The sequence below is a fragment of the Gemmatimonas sp. genome (assembly GCF_027531815.1).
Classification (GTDB): domain Bacteria; phylum Gemmatimonadota; class Gemmatimonadetes; order Gemmatimonadales; family Gemmatimonadaceae; genus Gemmatimonas.
In genome coordinates, this window is record NZ_JAPZSK010000006.1 from 65,061 (window position 1) to 87,039 (window position 21,979).

A 21,979-nucleotide genomic window follows, 5' to 3' on the forward strand; every position below is an offset into this window, starting at 1 on the left:
GATGGGCACCGTCGGCGGTAGATTTCCCATATGACCGAGTCCCCGCACATTCAGGACATCACCACGGCGTCGTTCCTCGAGGCCGTCGTCACGCGATCGCAGAGCACGCCGGTGCTGGTGGATTTCTGGGCCACCTGGTGCGGACCATGTCGCGCGCTGGGGCCGGTGCTGGAGAAGCTGGCTGTGGAGTACGACGGCGCCTTCGTGCTGGCCAAGGTCGACACCGACCGGGAGCAAGCGCTCGCGGCCCAGTTCCAGATCCGCTCGATTCCCACCGTCATGCTGTTCAAGGACGGCAAGGTGGTAGCCGGATTTCCGGGGGCCCTGCCCGAGGGACAGATTCGCCGTTTCCTCACGCAGCATGGCGTCGCGAAGGGCGGAGCCGCAGAAGCGTGGTCCGACGACCCTGGGACGCGCGTGCAGCAGTTGCGTGAGGCGGTCGCGCGCGATGCCTCGCGCGGCGACTGGCAGTTGGAATTGGCACTGGCGCTGCTGGCGCACGGCGAACTCGACGCCGCCCGCGCCGCCGTTGAAGCGTTGCCCGGTGACGTGTACGGGGACGCGCGCGCCGTGCGGGCCCGCGCGCGGTTGTCGCTGCTGGCGCGCCTGGATTCGCTGGCCGCCGATGACGGGGTGCGTGCCGGTGTGGAAACGTTCCTGGAGGGCCACACGGAGGCGGGGTTGGCGCAGTTGCTGGACGCCGTGCGCGAACAGAAAGGGATGGACGAGAGTCCAGCCAAGGCGGCGCTGGTGGATGCGATGACGTCGCTCGACGACGAGGCGGTGGTGCGCGAGACTCGGCGGCGGATGGCGGCGGTCCTGTTCGCGTAGGCGCTGGCCATGGCAGTACGAAACGGTCCCCCGCGCGTGAGGCACGGGGGACCGTTGTCGTGTCATAACCACACAGCGGATGAGGGGGGATTCGAACCCCCGAGACGCTTTCGCGCCAACACGCTTTCCAGGCGTGCGCCTTAAACCACTCGGCCACCCATCCGGGGAAGCAGGAACGCGCCACCGCGGCAGGCCGTGGCGGCGCGTTCGTGCTGGATACTGCCAACAGCGGACAGGGTGAGATTCGAACTCACGATACCGTTGCCGGTATGCCGGTTTTCGAGACCGGTGCCTTCAACCACTCGGCCACCTGTCCTCGGACCCACCTCCGCATGAACACGGCGGCACTCCAAGAGCCGCGATAGTTAACCGGCGGGAGGGCCCGGATCAAGCCCCTCGAGCCCTGCGAGGGCGCCCCACGGGACCTTGTCGGCGGTCGGCGTCGCGCGCCGCACAGGCACCGCGGATCCATTGCCGAACCGCCGCCCAGTCGGCACGTTACCCCGCCGCGCCCGGACGCCCCCCGAGGGTCCGCCACGCCGTCTCGGGGAGTACGCGGGCACAGCACTTCCACCGGCATCGCCCCTTCTGGGCTCCCGGCAGCGACAGCGGCCGGACGACTTTTCGCGGGGCACGCAGTGACCGTCAGGGATTCGGTAGTTCACGTGGGGCTGCTGGGGGCCGGGACTTGGGCGCAGGGGGCGCACCTGCCGGGGTACGCCCGTGACCCGCGCTGCAAGGTGGTCGCCATTGCGGACCCCGTGCGGGAAAAGGCCGAAGCATTCGCGCGCGAGTTCGACATCCCGCATGTGTACGATTCGCACGAGGCGCTCCTGGCACATCACGGCATCGATGCCGTGGACGTGTGCACGCCAAGCGCCACGCACTTCGCCCTGAGTTGGGCGGCGCTCGAGGCCGGCAAGCATGTGCTGTGCGAAAAGCCGGTCGCCTATGAGTACGCCGACACGCGGCGCGCCGCGGCGCTCGCGGCGGCGAAGGGGCTCAAGACGAAGCTGGGGTTCACCTTCCGCTACAGCCCCGGCATGCGGTACATGAAGGCCCTGATCGACGAGGGGTTCATTGGCGAACCGTTCATCTTCAACGGCTTCGAGCAGAACTCGCAGTGGCTCGATCCGCAGAACCCGCTGCGACAGGTGGACCATACCGCCGACCAGTCCCGCCTCCAGGTATCGTCGCTCGAGGGATACGGGGCGCCGATCATGGACATCGGGCATCTCTGCATGGGGAGCCGCTTCGCGCAGGTGGTGGGCACCATGAAGAACTTCATTCCCGAACGCATGGTGCGCGCCACCGGCACGATGATGCGCATGAACATCGATGATGGCGACATCTTCATTGGAGAGTTCGCCAACGGCGCCATCGGCTCCATCCAGACCAGCTTCGTGACGGTGGGCAACTACCCAGGAATCGAAGCGCGGGTCTATGGCAGCAAGGGGGCGCTCATCTGTCGAATGGTGGAGGAGGAGGGCGTGGCGGAGACGCTCAAGGCTGCCAGCGCGGACGCGGTGGAGTTTCGCCCGCTCGAGATCCCATCGCGCTTCTACCCCACGGGCGGGAGTCCGCGCGAATCGTGGCGGTCACTCTTCTACGCGAATCTCACCCACTCGTTCATTTCGGAGATTCGTGGCGACGTGGCGGGGAACGAAGGCAGCTTCGAGGACGGGGCCCACGTGCAGGAGTTGATCAACGCGGTGGAGCGCTCTTTCCGGCAACGGCGCTGGGTCACCATTCCGCTCGAGCAGGATGGTGTGGCATGAGCGCTCCCATCGAGCAGTTCCTCGAGCAGTATTTCTTCCGGCATCCGGTGAACGCAACGTTCACCGGCATCCGCCTGTACGACCACGAGTTGCCCGACTGGACGCGCGAAGTCCGCGACGATGAGCAGGACGAATTCGAAGCGCTCACGATCGCGCTCGACGATGCCTACCCGCCGTCGGAGGATTGGGGGGAACTGGCGCGCAACCCGGCCCAACTCGACGCGGAGCTGGCGCGCGCGAGCATGGACGTGCGGCAGCTGGAGTTCGAAAGCCGCTACTTCCATGACAAGAACCCCGCCCTGTGGACCGGCGAGGCGCTGTTCGGAGTGATCGGGCTCATGCTGCGCCCGCCGGCCACGGTCGAAGAGGCGTTTGCGTCCATCGCCATGCGCCTGCACGACCTGCCACGCTTTCTCGCGGACATGCCGCACACCCTCACGGAGCCGATGCCACCGCAGTGGGTGGCGCGCGCCGTGCGCGAGTGCGCCGTGGGCGCCGATCTCTTTCGTTTCAAGCTGGCGATGTGGCTGGATGCCCACGGGGCCGACGACGCCTCGCGGATGTGGGTGCTGGAGGCGGGCGACGTGGCGGCCGCGGCACTCGACGCCACAGCCGCGTGGCTCGCGGCACAGCCCGTTCAGCATGAGGCGTCGATGAGCCTCGGTGCCGAGGCGTACGACGTGCTGCTGCGCCGGGGACATTTCTGCGAGGTGAATGCCGACGCCCTGCTGGAGCGGGCGCAGCAGGCGCTTCCCGACGCGCGCGAGCGGTTCGAGTCGCTCGCCATAGAGGTCGCCGGAAGCGTCGAGGCACTGGCTGAGGCGCTCGCCGACGACCACCCCGCCCCCGCCTGGTACCTCTCCGCCTTTGCCGAGAAGTGGGAGCAGTGCCGCGAGTTCGCGGCCGATCATGATCTTGTGACCTGGGGCGACTGGCCGCTGCGCTACGTGCCCATGCCGGCGTGGGCCGCTGATGCCGCCCCGCAGCTGTACTTCCTGTTCTACCGGTCTCCTGCCCCGCTCGAATCGCGCGACGACCACGTCTACCTGGTCCCCCCCATCGATCCCCCCGTATCGGAGACCGAGCGCGACCGGCGGCTGCGGCAGTGGAACCACAGCGCCATCACGCTCAATCACGTGGTGCACCACGGCGCGCTGGGGCACCACGTGCAGAACTGGCACGCCACACACCGGTCCACATCCCGCATTGGCAGCGTGGCGGCCGTGGACTGTGCCAGCCGCATTGGCCTCTTTCAGGGCGGTTCCATGGCGGAAGGGTGGGCCTGCTACGCCACCGAGCTCGCCGACGAACTGGGCTTCCTCACGCCGCTCGAGCAGGCGTCCGAGCAGCAAAGTCGCCTGCGCATGCTGGCGCGCACCATCGTCGACATCTCACTGCATACGGGGCGCATGACCTTCGACGATGCGGTGGAGTTCTACGAAGCCGAAGTCGGCATGCCGCACAGTGCCGCCACGGCCGAAGCGGTGAAGAACTCCATGTTTCCCGGCACCGCCGTGATGTACTGGCTGGGCACCCAGGGCATTCTCGACCTGCGCGAGGCCGTGCGTGCGCGCGACGGTGCCGCATTTTCGTACCGCGCCTTTCACGACGCACTGCTGAGCCGTGGCTCGATTCCTGTCCTGCTGGCGGCGCGGCTGCTGCTGGCGGAGGACTGACCCCATGCGCACGCCTTTCCGCCGGTGGGTGTGGTCTGCGTGCACCGTGCTCACGGTGACGGCCTGCGGCGGCACCGACGCCCCTGGTGCTGCCGGAGCCAGCAACGACCTGCTCGTGATCGGCTACGACCGCGAGCCGGATACGATGAACCGCTATGCCACGCACATCCTCGAGGACATCGAGTCGTGCGTGGTGGAAGGACTGGTCACCAACGACGAGCAGATGCGCGTCGTGCCGCTGCTCGCCGCCGGAATTCCGACCGTGGAGAATGGCGGTGTGACGCTGCGCTCCGACGGCGGCATGGACGTGACGTGGAAGCTGCGCTCCGGCGTGACGTGGCATGACGGGACACCGCATACCTCGGCCGACGTGAAGTTCACGGTGGAGGCCATCAACAAGGGCGACTGGAAGCCGGAAAGCGTGGACGGCTTCGATCGCATCACCGGCGTGGACACTCCCGATTCCCTCACGGCCGTGGTGCACTATCGCGAGCCGTACGCGCCCTACCAGCTGCAGTTCGTGCGGGGCACGCTGCCCCGCCATCTGCTGGCTGGGCGTGATCTCAACACCGCCAACGATTATAACCGGGCACCGCTGGGGACTGGCCCCTACCGCGTCAAGGAATGGAAGACCGGTGAATACGTGCTGCTCGAGGCGGTGCCGCGCTACTGGCGTACCGGAACGGCGCCGAAGATTCGCCAGCTGCTTTTCCGCTTTCTGACCAACACCACCACGCGCATCAACCTGCTCAAGTCGGGTGAGGTGCACATGGTGGCGCTGGTTCCGTGGGATCAGGTACGGGCCCTGCGCACCGTCCCGGGACTCCGGCTCAACACCGTGGTGGGGAACGGCTACGAGCATGTGACGCTCAACCAGCGGCAGATTCCGGCCTTTGCCGATGTGCGGGTGCGACGTGCGCTGGCGCATGCCGTGGACCGGCCGTTGCTGGTGAAGACGATCCTCGATGGGCAGGTGGAGATCGTGAACGGCCCCATCCAGCCGCTCAATCCGGCCTACGAACCGAACGTGGCGCGGTACGACTACGACACGACGACCGCCAACCGGTTGCTCGACGAGGCGGGGTGGCAGCGCGGCGCCAACGGCATGCGCGCGAAGGCGGGCACCCCGCTCGCGTTCACGCTCATCACGCAATCGGGGTTCGCGATTCGCGAGAATGTGTCACAGTCGCTGCAGCAGGCCTTTCGAGCCATCGGTGTGGACATGCAGATCCGGCTCATCGACGGCACCGCGATCAGCAGCCTGTGGTTCAAGGGGGAGTTCGATGCCATGCTGCACTGGTGGCAGATGGGCGCCGACCCGGAGCTGACGCTGTTCTTTGCGCATGATCGAACACCACCGGCCGGGCGCAACATCAACTTCGTGAACGACACGGCGTTGTCGGGTTTGCTCTACGCCAGCGATCGCGCCATCGAGACGACGACGCGATACGACCTGCTGCGCCGTGCGCAGCGGCGCATTGCCGAGCTGGCCCCCGAGATCGTGCTCTACAACACGGCCAAGGTGGACGCCGTGCCGGTCACCCTGCAGGGGTTCACCGGAAACCCGACCAATGCCGGTCCCTTCTGGAACGTGCACGCGTGGGAGATCGTCGCCCGGTGAGGGTGCGGGCCACGGCGTCTGGGCCAGTGGTGAGGGGCGACCGGTGATGCGCCTCGTGTGGCGGCGCCTGATGCAGAGCGTGCCGTTGCTGCTGATGATTTCGGCGCTCGTGTTCTTTCTCATGCGGGCAGTGCCCGGTGGCCCGCTCGCGGCCTACCTCGAAAACCCGAACGTCCGCCCCGAGGACCTCGAGCGTCTGCGCGTGGCCATGGGGCTCGACGCGCCGCTGGGTGTGCAGTATCTGCGCTGGCTCGCCGCCTTCGTGCGCGGCGACTGGGGGTACAGCTACGCCGACGGCCGCCCCGTGCTGGATCGTGTCCTCGAGCGCATGCCGGCGACCCTGGAACTGGTGCTGAGCTCCACGGTGCTGGCGCTGTGCCTGGCGCTCCCCGCAGGCATGCTGGCCGCCACGCGCGTGCGCGCCGACCGGTTTACCCGCCTGCTCACCACCGCCGGCGTCTCGCTGCCGGTTTTCTGGTTGGGGCTGGTGCTGCAGCTGCTGCTGTCCATCCACCTGGGGTGGTTGCCCTCGTCGGGGCGACAGTCGTTCGGCAACAGCAGCGTGGCAGACCGTGTGGCACACCTGGTCCTGCCGGCGCTGGTGCTGGCCGCCGTGCAGGGCGCGGCGTGGACGCGGTATCTGCGCCGCGCATTGCGCGACACGCTGGCCCTGCCCTTCCTGCGCGCGGCCCGACTGCGCGGCCTGTCGGAGTCCCGTGTCCTATGGCGCCATGCGCTGCCGAATGCAGTCGGCCCCTTCGTGACCGTGGTGCTCCTCGATGCAGCCATGCTCGCGTCGGGGGCCGTGGTCACGGAAAGCGTCTTCGCCTGGCCCGGCGTGGGCAGCCTCTTCACCGAGGCGCTCGTGAAGCGTGACTACCCCGTGCTCATGGCCTTCCTCATGCTGGCCGCGACCGCCGTGGTGGTGCTCAACCTGCTCGCCGATCTGCTCGTGCAGCGCCTCGACCCACGTACGGGAGCGCGCTCGTGGGAGCGTACATGACCAGGCACACGCCGGCGGTCTGGCCGTGGCGGTGGTCGCCTGCCCTGCTCGTGCTGGCCACGCTCGTGCTGTGTGCCGCTGCCGCGCCGCTCATTGCCCCGTACGCCCCCGACGCGCTCGACCTGGCCAACCGCCGGGCCGCCCCGTCGGCAGCACACTGGTTCGGCACCGATGAACTGGGGCGCGATGTGCTCACGCGGGTCCTGAGCGGCGCGCGGGTATCGCTGGCCATTGGCCTGCTCTCGGCGCTCGCGAGCGCGGGGCTGGGGACGGTGATTGGCAGCGCGGCCGGCATGATGGGACGGTGGGCCGATGACCTGCTCATGCGCGCCACCGACGCCATGCTCTCCATTCCGCGGCTACCGTTGCTCATGCTCGCCGCGGCGATCGTGCAACCCACGGTGCCGCTGCTCATCGGGCTGGTGGCGCTCAGCGGGTGGATGGAAACGGCGCGGGTGGTGCGGGCGGATGTGCAGTCACTGGTCGCGCGCGACTTCGTGCAGGCGGCGCGAGCAGTCGGCGCCGCACCGTTTCGTGTGTGGCGCCGCCATCTGTTGCCGGCCGTCGTGCCCACGCTGTCCGTGGCCACCACGCTCGCCATCGGGCGCGCAATCCTGCTCGAGAGTACGTTGAGCTTCTTCGGCGTGGGCGTGCAGCCCCCGACCGCCAGCTGGGGCAACATGCTCTATCAGGCGCAGAGTACGATGAGCTCCGAACCCTGGCTCGCCATCTTTCCCGGGCTCTTCATCTTCATCACCGTGCTGGCGTGCAATGCCGTAGGCGATGCCCTCGGCCACACGCCACTCCGCTCCAGCCCCTGACGTCATGACTGCCACGCCAGCACCCGCCGCCCTCTTGCTCCCGCTCCCGTTCGTGCCTCGGCGCGTGGTCATCGGCGCCAGTGCGCACGCCGACCTTGCGGCGATGATTCGCGCGGCGCGCCCGGAGCTTGAGGTGCGCGGTGCGCCGTTCATGGAGATCACGGCCGCCGATCTCGCCTGGGCCGACACGTACATCGGCTTTCGCCGACCACCGGCTGCCCACGACATGGGGGCGGTGCAGTGGGTCCACAGCACCGGCGCGGGGGTTGACGGCTGGTTGGGTCAGGGGCTCGATGCGGGCATCCTGCTCACGCGTTCGCCGGAATCGTTTGGGCCAATGATTGCCGAGTGGGCCGTGGCGCGCGTGTTTGCGGTGCAGCAGCAGCTGGTCTCGCTCATGGACGCACAGCGTGAGCAGCGGTGGGCGCCGCGGGACATCGCCCGTGTGGCCGGTACCCGCGCGCTGCTGGTGGGCACTGGTGACATCGGCTCGCACATCGCGGCGGCGTTCACCGCGCTGGGGATCACCGTAACCGGTGTGTCGCGCACCGGGCAGGCCACGCACCCGGCGTTCCGTGCCGTGTACACGGTGGACAGGCTGGCCGACCTCGTGGCCGACGCGGATTGGATCGTGCTGTCGGTGCCGGACACCCCGGTGTCGCGCGGGCTGGTGTCGCGTGCAGTACTCGAGCGCTGCCGTGGTGCGGTGCTGCTCAATGCCGGACGCGGCGCGGTCGTGGACGAAGCCGCGCTTCCCGACGCGCTCGACAACGGCTGGCTGCGGGCGGCGGCCCTCGACGTGTTCGTAACCGAGCCCCTGCCGTCTACATCACCGCTCTGGGGTCATCCGCGTGTGCTGATCTCGCCGCACATTTCGGGACTCACCACGGTGGCCGGCGCCGCCGAGGGGTTTCTGGCGTGCGCGGAGAGCCTCGGGCGCGGCGTGTGGCCCACCTGGGTGGTGGACCGCGCCCGAGGCTACTGATCGCCGGGGCTCAGCGTCTGAGCGTGGCGCCACCGGGGAGTCGGGCCAGTTCGACCTCGGCGGCAATGGTGCCGAACGCGCCCCACTGACCTCCCGCGACGATGCGCCGCCAGAGGGCTTCGGCCTCGGCGCGCCGCCCGTTGTACCAGTGCCAGTTGGCCACGCCGTATGCTGCCGAGGCATCCTGCACCGACAGTTCGCCGGTGGGCGACGCCGTAAGCACGGAGTCGGCGGGGAGCAGCCCCTTGTAGAGCAGCATGAGCTTGTGATATGCCTGATTCTCGACGATGCGCATGTCGCGGCGCATGGGCTGCAGCACCCGGGCCGCTTCCGCGTTCCGCCCCGCGCGACGCAATGACATGTAGAGCCAATGCGCCATGGACACCCGGCGATCGTCGTTGGTGGCCGCGTTCACTTCACGCTGCGCCACCTCGGCGGCCTCTCCCCAGCTGCCGTTCAAATAGTAGGCAAGCGCCAGATGGTAGCCGATGTTGGACTTGAGCGTACCGATGGGGGTGTTGGCCGCATTCGGCTGTCCATCGGGCTCGACCTCGTCGGGCTTGTCACGCGTGAGTTGATCGGCCCGCTTGAGGTCCCGAATGGCGGCGTCGAAATCACGCACGGAAATCCAGCGGTGTCCGCGATGGCGCAGCAGCCACGGATTGTCGGGGTACCGCGCGAGCCCGCGCGTGTAGATCTCGATCGACTGCCGCAGCTGGCCCAGGTAACCGAGGCGGCGTGCGTACCAGATGATGGAGTCGAGGTTGGTGGGGGCCGCCACATACGCACGCCGCGCCTCGGCCAGCTGGCGCTCGTAGCGCGCCCGCACGTTTGGGGCGAGCGGGAAGTCGCGTAGCGTATCACCGAGCAGGGAAAGGGCCTGCAAGCGCGGTGTGGCTGGAGGGCGGCTGTTGGCCGCCGCGGTGGCCGGCGTACCACCGGGGGTCGCCTGGGCCTGCACGTTAGTGAACGGGGTGCCCGCGAGCAGGATCATGGCACCCGCGAACGCGCCCTCTATGGCGCGGCGCAGGTTCTGGACTGCTGTGCATGAGGATGTCATGCGTTGAAAGTGCCGCGCGACGCGCCGATGGGCAAAGGGGCCGCCGTCGCGGGGGGGAGACGTCAGCGGCGCCGAGCGAAGAACTCCTGCAGCAAGGCGGCGCTTTCCTGCTCCAGCACGCCGCCTCGCACCTGGGGCCGATGATTGAGGCGCGGGTGGCGGACGAGATCACCCACGCTGCCGCACATGCCGGCCTTCTCGTCCCAGGCGCCAAAGACCAGCGCGCCCACGCGCGCCAGCACGATGGCACCGGCGCACATGGCGCAGGGTTCCAGCGTCACCACCAGGGTACAGTCACCAAGCGCGCGATCGCCCAGCGCACGGGCCGCATCGCGCAAGGCCAGCAGCTCGGCGTGCGACGTGGCGTCGGCATCGCGGCGCATGCGATTCTGGGCGCGGCTGAGGACGTTGCCGGTGGCCGTGTCCAGCACCACCGCGCCGACCGGCACCTCATTGGCCGCGGCCGCAGCGCGCGCTTCCTGCAGCGCCTCGTGCATGGCCGCCTGCAGCACCGGGGGCACCGGCACCTGCGACGTCACCGTCGCGGCACCCATCCGTAGTGCCGTTCCAGATAGACGAGCAGCGCATCGACGAGCGAGCGGGCAAACGCCCCGCGACTGGCGGCGGTGTCGCGAATACCCGGGAAATGGCACTCGATCTGAATGGCGTCCACGGCGGAACCGTTGCGGGAACCGTGGCGCCCGGTGTTGTAACCGCCGTCGAAAAACTCCTGCCCGACCAGCGGCGCGGGATCGCTTGGCGAGGGCACGGACGGAACGCCGCGCGTGCCCAGCAGTCCGCCAAGGCTGAACGGCCCGCGCAGCAAGGCCACCCCGCGATCTGACAGGCTTCGGGTACCGGACGCGGCGCGCGCGATACTGCTGCTGTTCATGACGCCCGCGGCCTGCAGCGCGGCATCACTCTGTCGCAAGGTGGCGGCGGAGAGCAGATACCCCAGTTCCAGTCGCGGTACGGCGTGGCCATGGCCGTGCAGGTCGATGAGGAGGCCGTGGCCTCCGTTCGCGGCGACCCGCTGCCGCGCGGAATCGATGGCCGAGTGCAGCCACAGCCAAGTGGTATCGAGGGCGCGTGTGCCACCCGTAGCCTCATCGCGATCACGATTGGCGTCGAACTTCCGCCGATGCAGGCGATTGACCACCAGGTGCAACCGGGCACCGGTACGGACCTGAAACGTGTCGGCGATCGCGCGCGCGAGTTCCTGGGTGTTGGCATCGGTGACGGTGACGCAGCCGCTGCAGCTGCGATCGGGAACACCGGCTGGCTGCAGGGCCCCACCGTGCGGCGCCACCAGCACGAGCGGGGCATCCCCGGGGGTGTACTCCACGAACTCCGACCGGTCGGTGTACATCTGCCCGACCACCAGCGGCCCCAGCGGCCCCGTGGGCTGCGGCGGGGTCAGCGGTGGCGTGGGGCCAGGACCTGTGGGTGCGGGCACGGCCGACGGTGCCGACTCGCCTCCGCAAGCGGCCAGCAGCAGGCACAGCGCCGCCGCAAGGCGGCGCCGGCCAGTCCGTGCCACCGAAAGCCACAAGACATCATGGGCACTCGTCATGCCCTGCAAACTACGCCGTGGGCTCGCCGGCGTCACCGTGCGTGAAGTCGAGCGTGTCGGCGTCGGGGCGCACATCGGCCACGATCGCATCACCCTCCTTGAACCGTCCCTCGAGCACCGCGAGCGCCAGCGGGTTCTGCAGCAGTCGCTGCACGGCGCGCTTGAGCGGTCGCGCGCCAAAGACGGGGTCGTACCCTTCGTCGGCCAGCTTCTGCCGCGCCGCCTCAGTGAGCCGTAGCGTAAGCTTGCGGTCGGCGAGCAGCTTGCGCAGGTGCCCGAGCTGCAGGTCGACGATGAAGTCCAGCTGTTCGCGGCCCAGTGGATGGAACACCACCACATCGTCGATGCGGTTGAGGAACTCGGGCTTGAAGACCCCGCGCAGGGCGGTGAGCACCTCCTGCTCCGTGCGCTTCCAATTCTCCGCGCCCCCGCTCTGCCCGCGCTCCAGAATGAGGTGGCTGCCCACGTTGGAGGTCATGATGACCACCGCGTTGCGGAAGTCCACCGTGCGCCCCTGCGAGTCGGTGAGGCGCCCGTCGTCGAGCAGCTGCAGCAGGATGTTGAAGACATCCGGATGCGCCTTCTCGATTTCGTCGAAGAGGATGACGCTGTATGGGCGACGGCGCACCGCTTCGGTGAGCTGCCCGCCCTCCTCGTAACCCACGTACCCCGGCGGTGCACCGATGAGGCGCGCCACCGCGTGCTTCTCCATGTACTCCGACATGTCGATGCGCACCATGGCGTGTTCGTCGTCGAAGAGGAACTCGGCGAGCGCCTTGGCCGTCTCCGTCTTGCCCACGCCGGTGGGGCCGAGAAAGATGAAGGAGCCAATGGGACGGTTGGGATCCTGCAGCCCCGCACGCGAGCGACGCACGGCGTTGGAGACTGCCTTCACCGCCTCCTGCTGTCCGATCACGCGCGTCCCCAGTACCTCCTCGAGCTTGGTGAGGCGTTCCCGCTCGGACTCCAGCATGCGGGTCACGGGGATGCCGGTCCAACGCGCCACCACCTCCGCCACGTCGTCGGCGGCCACCTCTTCCTTGAGGAACTGCGGGCGACCACCGTGGCTTGCCAGCTTCGACTCCGCGTCCTTCATGTCACGCTCGAGCTGCGGAATGCGCCCGTAGGTGATTTCCGCCGCCTTGCTGAGATCACCCGCGCGGGTGGTCTGCTCCGCCTCGAACTTGGCCTGTTCAATGGCCTGCTTGATGCGCCCCACGGCGCCCAGCGTATCCTTCTCCTGCTGCCACTGCGCGCGCATACCGGCTGCCTGTTCCTTCTTGTCGGCCAATTCCCGTTCGAGATTCTGTCGGCGCTCGAGCGACGCGGCGTCGGTTTCCTTTTGCAGGGCCGCTTTCTCGATCTCCAGCTGCACGATGCGGCGCTCCACCTCGTCAATTTCCTGCGGGACCGAATCGATCTCGATGCGCAGGCGTGACGCGGCCTCGTCGATGAGGTCGATGGCCTTGTCGGGGAGGAAGCGATCGCCGATGTAGCGGTTGGAGAGCGTGGCGGCGGCCACGACGGCGCCATCGGTGATGCGCACGCCGTGGTGCGCCTCGTAGCGTTCCTTGAGGCCGCGCAAGATGGCGATGGTGCTCTCCACGCTCGGTTCACCCACGAAGACGGGTTGGAAGCGCCGCTCGAGGGCGGCGTCCTTCTCCACGTGCAGGCGGTACTCGTCGAGGGTGGTGGCGCCCACCACGCGCAGCTCGCCACGGGCGAGCATGGGCTTGAGCATGTTCCCCGCGTCCATGCTGCCTTCGGCCTTGCCGGCCCCCACGAGCGTGTGCAGTTCGTCGATGAAGACGATGTACAGCCCGTCGGCGCTGGTGATTTCCTTCAGCACCGCCTTGAGCCGCTCCTCGAATTCGCCGCGGAACTTGGCGCCAGCAATGAGGGCGCCCAGGTCGAGCGACACGAGCTTCTTGTTCTTCAGTCCCTCGGGCACGTCGCCGCTCACGATGCGCTGCGCGAGCCCCTCGGCGATGGCGGTCTTGCCCACGCCGGGTTCGCCAATGAGCACGGGGTTGTTCTTGGTGCGACGCGACAGCACCTGAATGACGCGACGGATCTCCTCGTCGCGACCGATGACCGGATCGAGCTTGCCCTTGCGGGCGCTTTCGGTGAGATCGCGCGTGAACTTCTGCAGCGCCTGGTACTGCTGCTCGGGGCTCTGGTCGGTGACCTTGTGCGCGCCGCGCACCAGTTTGAGGGCGTCGAGCAGCGCCTGACGATGGGCGCCGACGCTGGTGAGCACACGCGTGCTGTCGGTGCCCTTGGCATCGGCGAGCGCCAGCAGCAGGTGCTCGGTGCTCACATACTCGTCGGCCAGCGCCTTGGCTTCACGCTCGGCGGCATCGACGACCTGCGTGAGTTCACGGCTGAACGTGGGCTGGGCGTCGCTCTGCCTGGCGTACCGCGCCGCCTCCTGCTCGGCCGCCGTGCGGACGGAGGTGACATTGGCTCCCACACGCTGCAGCACCGGGACGACGATGCCTTCGTCCTGCGCCAGCAGGGCCAGCAGCAGATGCAGATCGTAGACGAGTGGGTTGCCGTTCTTGCGGGCCAACGCCACGGCGTCGTTGAGCGCCTCGGCGCTCTTTACGGTGAGACGGTCGGGATTGATCATGCCGTCACGAGAGGCAATGAGGATGCCGGATGCGGACTGCCTTATCTGCAGGGAGCATGAGGCAGGAAGCCGGGAGCAGGGAACAGGCGTGTGACAATACTGCAGCCTGATGGCAATGTGGCGGAATCGCACCGCGAACGGCGACATAAAAAGAGCGCCCCGGGTCCGCTCACCCGGGGCGCTTCTTCACCTGGTACATCGGGTCTCGTGGTGCTCGACCGGCAACAGCTTACTTCACCACGATCATCTTCTTCACCAGCGGCACGCCATCCACCTCGAGGCGATACAGATACACGCCTGAGGCGGCCTCCCGCCCGGTTGCTTGGACTTTGCCATCCCAATAGGCGACGTAATCACCACATGGGACCGCGATTTTTTCCAGCGGTTGACCACCGGCCACTCCGCTTGTTCCGCCCTGCAACACCGGGGTCGCCACCACGTCCGACAGGACGTTGTAAATCTTGAGGCTGACCCGGTACTGCCTTCCAGGCTGCGAACAGGTGGGCGCATCGCCCACGCTAAACGGAATGCGAGTTTCCGGATTGAAGGGATTCGGGTAGTTCTGCCCGAGGCTCGCTCCGGCGCGGCGTTCCCTCCCGTCTTGCGACGGTTGAGCCTCCGCGACTCGTGGCATGAACACGCTGAGAGCGAGCACCAGACCCAGTGCTCCCCACAAACGTTTCATGGTGCTTCTCCGACTGACGAATCAGGTTCTGAGTCGACGTCTCCTTTAAGGGTGAGAAACTTGGATTCGGGAATCGAATCCACTGTAAAGCTTAGGACGCACACCCCCGCCCGTCAAGCAACATTCCGGGCATCGCGTCGCCCCGTAACCGCCATAATCGCGGCGACAACGCTACAAGAAATTTTGCATCAACCAGTTAGAACAACAGACCTCATGTGCTACTTGATGTGCGACTTGATGCTGCCGTCCCACTGCCCCTGTTCCCAGACCTGATAGGCCTTGAGCGGCCGCCGCTCCGGCACATGCTCCAGGAGAAACTCCCGCAGAAGACGCTGGTGCGCCCGTGCAGCACTGGCGTCGAGGGGCACGGGATGCCCGCCGAGCCACGCCTCGAGCGCCGCCCGGGCGTCGGGGGGAAGCAACCGCCCCCCGGGTGTGCGCCGCGCACAGGTGGCACATAGCGTGCCCCCGGCCATCACCGAAAATCGCGCCGTGAGCGGAGCCTCGACCGGGGCGTGGCACTCCGCGCAGTGCCCCACGCTGGGGCGAAACCCCACCTCGGCCACCAACCGCCAGAGCACGCCCACGGTCACGGTGACCGTGTCGTGCGGGGCCGCCATTGCGAGCTGATCGAGCCCCTCCACGAGCGTTCCGTACGCCACCGGCGCCGCCTCCTCATGCACCAGCCGCAGGGCGCACTCGGCGATGGCGCTGGCCGCCGTGAAGCGACCGAGGTCGAGCGCCAGCGCCGGTCGCGCCGTCGTCACGTCGAAGCCATGGAGGGCGTGCAGGTCGCGCCCCGGCTTCGTCTGGATCTGCGCCTGCCCTTCGGCGAACAGGTCGACGGCGCTCCCGAACCGTTTCCGCGAGGAGCGCGCCCCGCGCGCCACCACCGACTGCACCCCGGCCTCCCGGGTCACCAGCCTCAGGATGCGGCTCGACTCCAGGTAATCGGCCACGTGCAGCACGATGGCGTCGGTTTGCAGCAGGGACATGCAGCAACGTTAGCCACCCGGTGGGGCAATGGGCAGAACGGCCTGCCGGCTCAGCGCACGGCGAGATCCACGCCGCCCTGCCCGGCCGGTACCCGCCGAGTCTCCACCAGCGCCGGGGAGAAGACGATGAGCGAGGTGGCCGAACCGGCGCCATTGACGATGCAGTGCAGTCTGCCGAGGGCGTCGGCCTGTCCGCTGCCGCAGGTTACCGGGGTGCCGGCGGCGGTACGCAAGTCCAGCCATGGGGCGGTCCCCGTGGGCACAACGGAGAGGTCGTCCGCGCGCAGCTTGAGGATGCGGCTGGTGAAGGTGGAAAGGTTTTCCGAGAGACTCACATACAGGAATCCGTCGAGCCCGCGCTTGGTGCCGGCGCCGAAGGTCCCGGTCGGCATGGGGCGAATCGTTTGCACGCGACGCGCGGCCAGATCCACCTTGGCCACGGCGCCCGACGCGATGAGCGAGAACGGGAAGCTGGCGAAGTTGGCTTCCCCGCCGGCGCTCACATACGCCACCTGCCCGGCAAGGATCGCCGACGCCCCCGATCCACGAACCCCTGGCAGCGTGATGGTATCCCGAGTGCCGCCGGTCGCAGGAATGCGAATGAGCCGCACGTCGCCCTGCACCGCGTAATTCGTGCGACAGTTGCTGTTCGCATCCACTACCCAGGTGGCATTGTCGTACTGGAACATGTCGGTGGGACAGAGCCCCGCATTGGCGATGCGCGCAATGGTGGGAGCGGCCGTACCGGCCACCGACACCAGCGCGATGGCGCTGGAATCACGCAGCGCCGCCGCAATGAGGGCCTGCCCGTTGCTGCCGCGGAAGAGGCGTGCCCGCGAGGGATTGCTGCGCGGCGGCAGCTGTACGCGTCGGGCACTCAGGGCGCCGATGTCGACGATGTACAGCAGGTCGCCAGCACCGCGGCTCGAGACCGTGAGGACCGTATCGCGCTCGAGCGTGAAGCCGCCGGCGTCGAGCTCCGTTGGTGGGGCGAGCGGCAGCCGCGACGTCACCTGTCCGGTGTCACCAAGGAACGTGAGACCGGGCTGGATGAAGCCGTCGAGGACGACGATGCCGCGCGGGGGCTGCGGCGGAACGGCGATGGGGGTGGACTCTCCGCAGGCCGCCACGCCGAGCAGGGCGCTCAGAAGGGCGAGTTCCCGCAGACGGCCGAAACGACGTGGTACGTGAAGCAGGCGTGGCGGACAGACGGTGCGCGCATGACGCGGAGGGACGGAGAAATGGGTCGGCACTAGAGTGATTCGGGGGGAGTGAACGGATCGGTCCTACTGGCCAGTCGCAGTGTGCGTAACCACACCGCGAACGTCGCCGCGCGTTACGTTCGCGGCTGCAGTGTGAGCGCGGCGGACCAGCCGCGTCCTGGCATGGGGAACCCACGTACCGACTGCCACCGCACCCCGGTGACGTTGTCGATGGTGAGGGAGACGAGCGCCTCGACCTGCGCCACGCGCTGTCGCCGTGCCCAGGCGACATCGGTGAGCGTGACCGATGGCAATTCGAAGCGCGGATCACGAGGGCCGGCCGTGAAGGGCCGACGCCCCTGATGCCGCACATTGGCGCTGAGCGTGTGGGCCCCGACGCGCCAGAGCGCCTGAACCGCGCCGCTGTGCAGCGGTACGTACGGCGTGGGAATGGTGAGGAGCCCACTGCGCAGCGTGGACGCGTAGCGCGTATGCCAGGCCGACAGGGTGATTACCGGCGTGGTGAGCTCGACGCGCGACTCGGTACCGCGCAGCTGTTCACGCCCCACATTGGCCGGACTCCAGCCGAAGTTGCCGGGGAACCACACAATGGCGTCGCGCGTGTCGCGCGCCACGAGCAGCAGCTCGCCGGTGAGCCGACGCTCTCCACGGTGCCACACGCCCTGCGCCCCACCACTGGCGTCGAGGGTGACCCGTTCGGCGCGCAGGGCGCGCACGAAGAGTCGTTGCGGCGAGGAGAAGTAGAGGTCGTAGAGGGTGGGTACACGCACGGCCTGTGCGCCACGCGCCAGCAGCACCAGGGAGGACCCACCCGGTGCGCCCCGCGCACGCCAGGCGAGGCCGGCGCTGGCCGTGGGTTGCACCCCGTTGCGTTCCACTGCATCGGCCCGCACGCCGAGATCCAGGTCGAGGCGCGGAGCACGCCCCTCGGTGCCGCTGGTGGCACGCTGCCACGCCCACGCCGCAAAGCCACGAGCGCGGCGCTGCGACACGGCGCCCGTTCCGGTGAGCCCGTCGGCGCCGGTACCGACACGCCACATGCCGCGCCAGGCCGAACCGCGCCACTCCACCTCGCCCGCCCACGCGCGGGCCTGAGCATCGAGGGCGGGGCGCGCGGGATCGCGGTAGCGCAGGGCAAAGTGCCGCACGCCGGAGGTGAGCACGGTCGTGCCCCACGTGGTCTGTCCACGCAGCAATGTGCGTGTCGTAACCGACCGATCGTTGTCGAACGCCCGCACGTTGGCAGGCCCCACCATGCCGCGCTCGCCGGTGGAGACCAAGAGGTTCCACTGCGTCTGCGCGGCAATCAGCCCGCCGCTGATGACGGCCCGGCGCTCGTCGTTGTTGACCCGCTGCTCGCGCACGGGCGCGGCGCCGGCCTCATTGGTGAAGGCGAAGTCGTTGGCCGCCTGCTGGAGCGCCGCCGTGGCGTTCCAGCGCACTCCCATGGCGCTCGCGGCCCAGGCGGCTTCGGCAGCCACGTGACCGAAGGCACCGGTGCGCACGCTGACGGCCCGCTGCGGGGCGCTGGAGAGCGCCAACACGCCACCCGCCGCGCCGCTGCCGGTACCGACCGGGTCAGCGCCGGGACGCACAGTGGCTGACTGCACCGCCACCAATGGCAAGTCGGAAACGTCCGCCAGCCCGGTGGCGGGGTCGTTGAGCGGCAGACCATCGAGCGTGATCACGACCTGTTCGCGCCGCGCACCACGCAGCGACAGCCCGGACTCACCGCGCGCCGACCGGATGCTGGTGTAGGGCAGCAAGGTCACCACGCCATTCATGCTCACCACACCGCGCTCGCGCGCCGACGTGGTGGTGATGGCGGCGGACGTGGCGCCGGGGGGTGATGTCGGCGCACGTGCGGTGATGCGTTGCGTTGCGAGCACGGCCACGGAGTCGGAGGCCACTCCGGCGGCGAGGCGGCCACGGGAGGGGTGCAGATACAACCGCAGGGTGTCGGCGGTGACGCTGGCCCGCCCGGCGTCTCGCGCGACGGTCGCGGACGGTGGCACGACGAGACGCCGGGGCTCGTAGCCGATGCGCGCCACCCGCACCACGCCACCGGTGGACACCTGCCCACAGCTGCCGGTGAGGACGCGGGGGGCGGCGCGTTCTTCGCGCACCGTGACTCCCACCACCGGCGCTTGCGTGACGACATCGAGGAAGCAGAGCGCCACACTGTCCGCCAGCGCGAACGCCGATGTCGTGGGCGCCTGCAGCAGCCACCACGCGGCGGCCTTCGCGGGCCCCAGTATGCCCGCCATCATCGCGTGCGCCCCCGCCCCCGCAGCGGCAGGAGCGCGGGGGCCCCCACGGCGGGATCGCGCGTTACGACGAGTGGCCATTCGTACACCGCCTCCAGGATCTCCCCGCGCATGACAGTGTCGGCGTTGCCGGCGGCGGCCACGCGGCCCCGATGCAGGAGCACGATGGCGTCGGCAAAGCGTGCCACGAGGTTGAGCTGGTGACTCACGAGCAGCACCGTGCGCCCCTCGCGCGCGAGAGCATCCACGAGTTCGAAGACCGCCATTTCGTGCGCGATGTCGAGAAACGTGGTGGGTTCGTCGAGCACCAGCACCGGCGTATCCTGTGCCAGGGCACGGGCGATACGAACACGCTGCCATTCGCCGCCGGAGAGCGAGTCGGTGGTGCGGTCGATCGCATCGGCAATGCCGGCCCGCTCGATCGCCTGCTCCACCTGACTCCGGTCCTCACGGGACGCGCCGCCGAAGGCGCCGCGATGCGGGTGCCTGCCCAGCATGACGAACTCGCGCACCGAGAGCGGCATTCCCGGTTCCTCGCGCTGCGGCACCACGGCCACCTGCTGCGCCATGGCGCGCGACGCCATGGCCGCGATGGGTTGGCCCGCCAGCAGAATGCGCCCCGACGCCACGGGCACACGCCGCAGCAGCGCCCGCACCAGGCTGCTCTTGCCGCTGCCATTGGGGCCCACCACCGCGGTCACCAGCCCCGGCGGCGCGACGAAGGACACGTCATGCAGCGCCGGCTGCGGGCGCCCCGGGTAGTGCACACCCAGCGACTCGAAGGCCAGCGTGGCCCCCTGCCCCGCCATCGTGGCGGTCACGGGGTCACCTTGCGCAACTGCGACAGGAAGAACGGAACCCCGATGAGCGCGGTCACGGCCCCGAGCGGCAGTTCTGCTGGTGCGCGCAGGGTACGCGCCAGCAGGTCGGCGGCGACGAGCAGCACCGCGCCGTACAGTGCCGACAACAGCAGCATGGGGCGATGTCGACGTGCGCCCAGCGCTCGCGCGAGATTCGGCACCACCAGGCCCACGAACCCCACCAGTCCGGCGGCGGCAACGGTGGCCGCCGCGAGCCAACTGGCCACCAGAAACAGCGTGCGCGATGCGCGCTCGACGTGCACCCCGAGTGCGGCGGCCGGCTCGCCACCGAGCGCGAGCACGTCGAGATCGCGCGCGCGCCAGACGAGGACACTGCCCAGCAGCGCCAGCGCCACGGCACTGCGTCCCACAGCGCTCCACGACGCATCGGCTGCGCTGCCCATCATCCACCAGAGCGCCCCACGCAGCCGTTCCGGCGGCGCATCGGCGAGCGCGACGAGGATGGCGGCATTGGCGAACGCTCCCACGACCACGCCGGCCATGAGGAGCAGACGGGTATCACCGCTTCCCCCCACCACACGCGCGAGCGCCGTCACGAGCAACGTGGCCGCAGCGGCGCCGGCAAACGCGCACGCGGTAATGAGCGCCGGTGCCTCGACGCCCAGCGCCATGGCGGTCACCGACCCCACGGCCGCCCCACCGGATACCCCCAGCAGATACGGTTCGGCCAGCGGATTGCGCATGGTTCCCTGAAGGGCGCCGCCACTCATGGCGAGCCCGGCGCCCACGAGGGCGGCCAGGAGTACCCGCGGCAACCGCAGCTCCTGCACGATGGCCACCGTGGCCGCGTCACCCGATCCACGCAGGCCGTTGACCACGGTGTCGACGGGCAGCGACACCGCGCCCAGGGCGATCGCCAGCAACGAGACCATCACGAGCAGCACGACGCCCACCACCCACGGCCAGCGACCGCGGTCGGCCACGGAGCGGAGGCTGACCTCGGCCTGCGTCATGGGAGCGAATCGGCGAGCGCGGGGTGCAGCGCGCGCGCGAGCTGCACGGCGGCCATGCCAAGCACCACCGAAGGGCGTCCGGTCACGGCCGGGTCATGACGCACGAACCGCTGCGCGCGCACGGCGGGGAGCGCCCGCCACGTGTCGGCACGGCCCAGTGACGCCACCTGCGTGTCGCTCGCCACCACGAACTGCGGCGCACGCGCGATGATCTCCTCCATGCTCACCGAAGGCGATGGCTGGGTGGCGTCATGGAACACATTGCGCGCGCCCGCGATTTCGAGCAGTTCGTCCATGTAGCTCCCGCCGCCGATCACCATGGGGGGCGTGTTCCACACCGGCCACACCACGGCCGGCCGTTCAGCCACGCGCGCGGTCTGCGCCCGCACGCGATCGAGTGTGCGCTGCACGGAGTCACTCACCACCGCGGCCCGCGACGACGCCCCGAGCGCCACGCCCAGCACCCGCAGCTGCCGGTGGAAGTGCGCGATGCGATCGACGCGCAGCGCGATGGTGCGCACGCCGGCCCGCGTGAGTGCGTCGGCGACGGCACGGTTCTCGGCCGTGGCGTAGAGCACCACCAGCGTGGGGCGTGCGGCCAGCACCGCCTCCAGCGACGGGCGGAGGCCATCGGCAATGGCCGGCACGCGCGCCACCGCGGCGGGATACCGATCCCACCGGGAGCGACCGACGAGCACGGCGTCGGCGCCGATCGCGAACACCGCCTCGGTGGCCGCCGGATTGAGCGACACCACCCGCCGCGCGTAGCGCGCGTCAGTGGGCAGCGGCACGCCGAAATCGTCGGTATCGGCCGGCGCGATGGCACGCACGCCGTTCGCCGCCACGGCCCCCGCGCGCGCCGTATCGGCGGCACCGGCGGCGGACGACGAACGGTTGGAATCGACGCATGCCGACACGATGATGCCCGGAACGAGCACCAACCATCGACGTGCGCGGCGTACCAATCGTGGGTGAGGAAACACGAACGGGCATCC

18 protein-coding genes and 2 tRNA genes are annotated in these 21,979 nt (G+C 69.1%); 7 read left to right on the forward strand and 13 right to left on the reverse strand.

What is annotated here, in order from left to right:
* Positions 1-30: 30 nt before the first annotated feature.
* Complete coding sequence (gene trxA, locus O9271_RS07865; RefSeq protein WP_298268015.1) at positions 31-831, forward strand: thioredoxin; 801 nt, start codon at positions 31-33, stop codon at positions 829-831.
* Between the two features lie 76 nt (positions 832-907).
* Here trxA and O9271_RS07870 read toward each other — a convergent pair.
* Together O9271_RS07870 and O9271_RS07875 are read right to left on the reverse strand one after the other, a co-directional pair.
* Positions 908-994: transfer RNA gene (locus O9271_RS07870), tRNA-Ser, on the reverse strand.
* A gap of 66 nt (positions 995-1,060) precedes the next feature.
* Positions 1,061-1,147: transfer RNA gene (locus tag O9271_RS07875), tRNA-Ser, on the reverse strand.
* Positions 1,148-1,469: 322 nt separating this feature from the next.
* On the opposite strand from O9271_RS07875, the gene O9271_RS07880 reads away from it, so the two are divergent.
* Genes O9271_RS07880 through O9271_RS07905 form a run of 6 tightly spaced genes read left to right on the forward strand, consistent with a single transcriptional unit; the run spans position 1,470 to position 8,715 of the window.
* Positions 1,470-2,609: a Gfo/Idh/MocA family oxidoreductase gene (locus tag O9271_RS07880; protein ID WP_298268017.1), complete on the forward strand. Its 1,140-nt coding sequence runs from the start codon at positions 1,470-1,472 to the stop codon at positions 2,607-2,609.
* Positions 2,606-4,285: a DUF885 family protein gene (locus tag O9271_RS07885; protein WP_298268020.1), complete on the forward strand. Its 1,680-nt coding sequence runs from the start codon at positions 2,606-2,608 to the stop codon at positions 4,283-4,285. Before O9271_RS07880 ends, O9271_RS07885 begins: the two co-directional genes overlap by 4 nt.
* A gap of 4 nt (positions 4,286-4,289) precedes the next feature.
* The gene (locus O9271_RS07890; protein WP_298268023.1) at positions 4,290-5,906 is read left to right on the forward strand and encodes a peptide ABC transporter substrate-binding protein; all 1,617 of its coding nucleotides are present in this window, start codon (positions 4,290-4,292) and stop codon (positions 5,904-5,906) included.
* Between the two features lie 46 nt (positions 5,907-5,952).
* Positions 5,953-6,909 (forward strand): ABC transporter permease, encoded by a 957-nt coding sequence (locus O9271_RS07895; protein WP_298269296.1) that lies wholly within the window; start codon positions 5,953-5,955, stop codon positions 6,907-6,909.
* On the forward strand, positions 6,906-7,730 hold the full coding sequence (locus tag O9271_RS07900; RefSeq protein ID WP_298268026.1) for an ABC transporter permease: 825 nt from the start codon (positions 6,906-6,908) through the stop codon (positions 7,728-7,730). Before O9271_RS07895 ends, O9271_RS07900 begins: the two co-directional genes overlap by 4 nt.
* Positions 7,731-7,734: 4 nt before the next feature.
* A complete protein-coding gene (locus tag O9271_RS07905; protein ID WP_298268028.1) occupies positions 7,735-8,715 on the forward strand; it encodes a D-2-hydroxyacid dehydrogenase in 981 nt (326 codons plus the stop codon).
* Between the two features lie 10 nt (positions 8,716-8,725).
* Here O9271_RS07905 and O9271_RS07910 read toward each other — a convergent pair whose 3' ends face one another.
* The 11 genes from O9271_RS07910 to O9271_RS07960 form a co-directional block, all read right to left on the reverse strand.
* Positions 8,726-9,775 (reverse strand): hypothetical protein, encoded by a 1,050-nt coding sequence (locus O9271_RS07910; RefSeq protein ID WP_298268030.1) that lies wholly within the window; start codon positions 9,773-9,775, stop codon positions 8,726-8,728.
* Positions 9,776-9,837: 62 nt separating this feature from the next.
* On the reverse strand, positions 9,838-10,314 hold the full coding sequence (locus O9271_RS07915; protein WP_298268033.1) for a nucleoside deaminase: 477 nt from the start codon (positions 10,312-10,314) through the stop codon (positions 9,838-9,840).
* Positions 10,311-11,348: a hypothetical protein gene (locus tag O9271_RS07920; protein WP_298268036.1), complete on the reverse strand. Its 1,038-nt coding sequence runs from the start codon at positions 11,346-11,348 to the stop codon at positions 10,311-10,313. Before O9271_RS07920 ends, O9271_RS07915 begins: the two co-directional genes overlap by 4 nt.
* A 10-nt stretch (positions 11,349-11,358) precedes the next feature.
* Entirely contained in the window at positions 11,359-13,980 is a 2,622-nt protein-coding gene (gene clpB, locus O9271_RS07925; RefSeq protein ID WP_298268040.1) for an ATP-dependent chaperone ClpB, read from the reverse strand.
* Positions 13,981-14,209: 229 nt separating this feature from the next.
* Positions 14,210-14,665, reverse strand: coding sequence for a hypothetical protein (locus O9271_RS07930; protein WP_291261623.1), 456 nt, complete (start codon positions 14,663-14,665; stop codon positions 14,210-14,212).
* Positions 14,666-14,883: 218 nt separating this feature from the next.
* A complete protein-coding gene (gene recO, locus O9271_RS07935; RefSeq protein WP_298268042.1) occupies positions 14,884-15,660 on the reverse strand; it encodes a DNA repair protein RecO in 777 nt (258 codons plus the stop codon).
* Positions 15,661-15,710: 50 nt separating this feature from the next.
* Positions 15,711-16,790 (reverse strand): hypothetical protein, encoded by a 1,080-nt coding sequence (locus O9271_RS07940; protein WP_298268044.1) that lies wholly within the window; start codon positions 16,788-16,790, stop codon positions 15,711-15,713.
* A 206-nt stretch (positions 16,791-16,996) separates the two neighbouring features.
* The gene (locus O9271_RS07945; RefSeq protein WP_298268046.1) at positions 16,997-19,153 is read right to left on the reverse strand and encodes a TonB-dependent receptor plug domain-containing protein; all 2,157 of its coding nucleotides are present in this window, start codon (positions 19,151-19,153) and stop codon (positions 16,997-16,999) included.
* Positions 19,150-19,971 carry an ABC transporter ATP-binding protein gene (locus tag O9271_RS07950; RefSeq protein ID WP_298268048.1) on the reverse strand — a complete coding sequence of 274 codons (822 nt, stop codon included), beginning with the start codon at positions 19,969-19,971 and terminating at the stop codon, positions 19,150-19,152. The genes O9271_RS07945 and O9271_RS07950 overlap by 4 nt, the downstream gene beginning before the upstream one ends.
* Positions 19,968-20,984, reverse strand: a complete 1,017-nt coding sequence (locus O9271_RS07955) for an iron ABC transporter permease (protein WP_298268050.1) — start codon at positions 20,982-20,984, stop codon at positions 19,968-19,970. The genes O9271_RS07950 and O9271_RS07955 overlap by 4 nt, the downstream gene beginning before the upstream one ends.
* Positions 20,981-21,922 carry a helical backbone metal receptor gene (locus O9271_RS07960; protein ID WP_298268052.1) on the reverse strand — a complete coding sequence of 314 codons (942 nt, stop codon included), beginning with the start codon at positions 21,920-21,922 and terminating at the stop codon, positions 20,981-20,983. Before O9271_RS07960 ends, O9271_RS07955 begins: the two co-directional genes overlap by 4 nt.
* Positions 21,923-21,979 lie beyond the last annotated feature (57 nt).

What these genes read in the sequence shown, in the direction of transcription:
- trxA (WP_298268015.1), top strand. Translation starts at nt 31, where the DNA reads ATGACCGAGTCCCCGCACATTCAGGACATCACCACGGCGTCGTTCCTC.
- O9271_RS07885 (WP_298268020.1), top strand. Translation starts at nt 2,606, where the DNA reads ATGAGCGCTCCCATCGAGCAGTTCCTCGAGCAGTATTTCTTCCGGCAT.
- O9271_RS07890 (WP_298268023.1), top strand. Translation starts at nt 4,290, where the DNA reads ATGCGCACGCCTTTCCGCCGGTGGGTGTGGTCTGCGTGCACCGTGCTC.
- O9271_RS07895 (WP_298269296.1), top strand. Translation starts at nt 5,953, where the DNA reads ATGCGCCTCGTGTGGCGGCGCCTGATGCAGAGCGTGCCGTTGCTGCTG.
- O9271_RS07900 (WP_298268026.1), top strand. Translation starts at nt 6,906, where the DNA reads ATGACCAGGCACACGCCGGCGGTCTGGCCGTGGCGGTGGTCGCCTGCC.
- O9271_RS07905 (WP_298268028.1), top strand. Translation starts at nt 7,735, where the DNA reads ATGACTGCCACGCCAGCACCCGCCGCCCTCTTGCTCCCGCTCCCGTTC.
- O9271_RS07910 (WP_298268030.1), bottom strand. Translation starts at nt 9,775, where the DNA reads ATGACATCCTCATGCACAGCAGTCCAGAACCTGCGCCGCGCCATAGAG.
- O9271_RS07920 (WP_298268036.1), bottom strand. Translation starts at nt 11,348, where the DNA reads ATGACGAGTGCCCATGATGTCTTGTGGCTTTCGGTGGCACGGACTGGC.
- clpB (WP_298268040.1), bottom strand. Translation starts at nt 13,980, where the DNA reads ATGATCAATCCCGACCGTCTCACCGTAAAGAGCGCCGAGGCGCTCAAC.
- O9271_RS07930 (WP_291261623.1), bottom strand. Translation starts at nt 14,665, where the DNA reads ATGAAACGTTTGTGGGGAGCACTGGGTCTGGTGCTCGCTCTCAGCGTG.
- recO (WP_298268042.1), bottom strand. Translation starts at nt 15,660, where the DNA reads ATGTCCCTGCTGCAAACCGACGCCATCGTGCTGCACGTGGCCGATTAC.
- O9271_RS07945 (WP_298268046.1), bottom strand. Translation starts at nt 19,153, where the DNA reads ATGATGGCGGGCATACTGGGGCCCGCGAAGGCCGCCGCGTGGTGGCTG.
- O9271_RS07955 (WP_298268050.1), bottom strand. Translation starts at nt 20,984, where the DNA reads ATGACGCAGGCCGAGGTCAGCCTCCGCTCCGTGGCCGACCGCGGTCGC.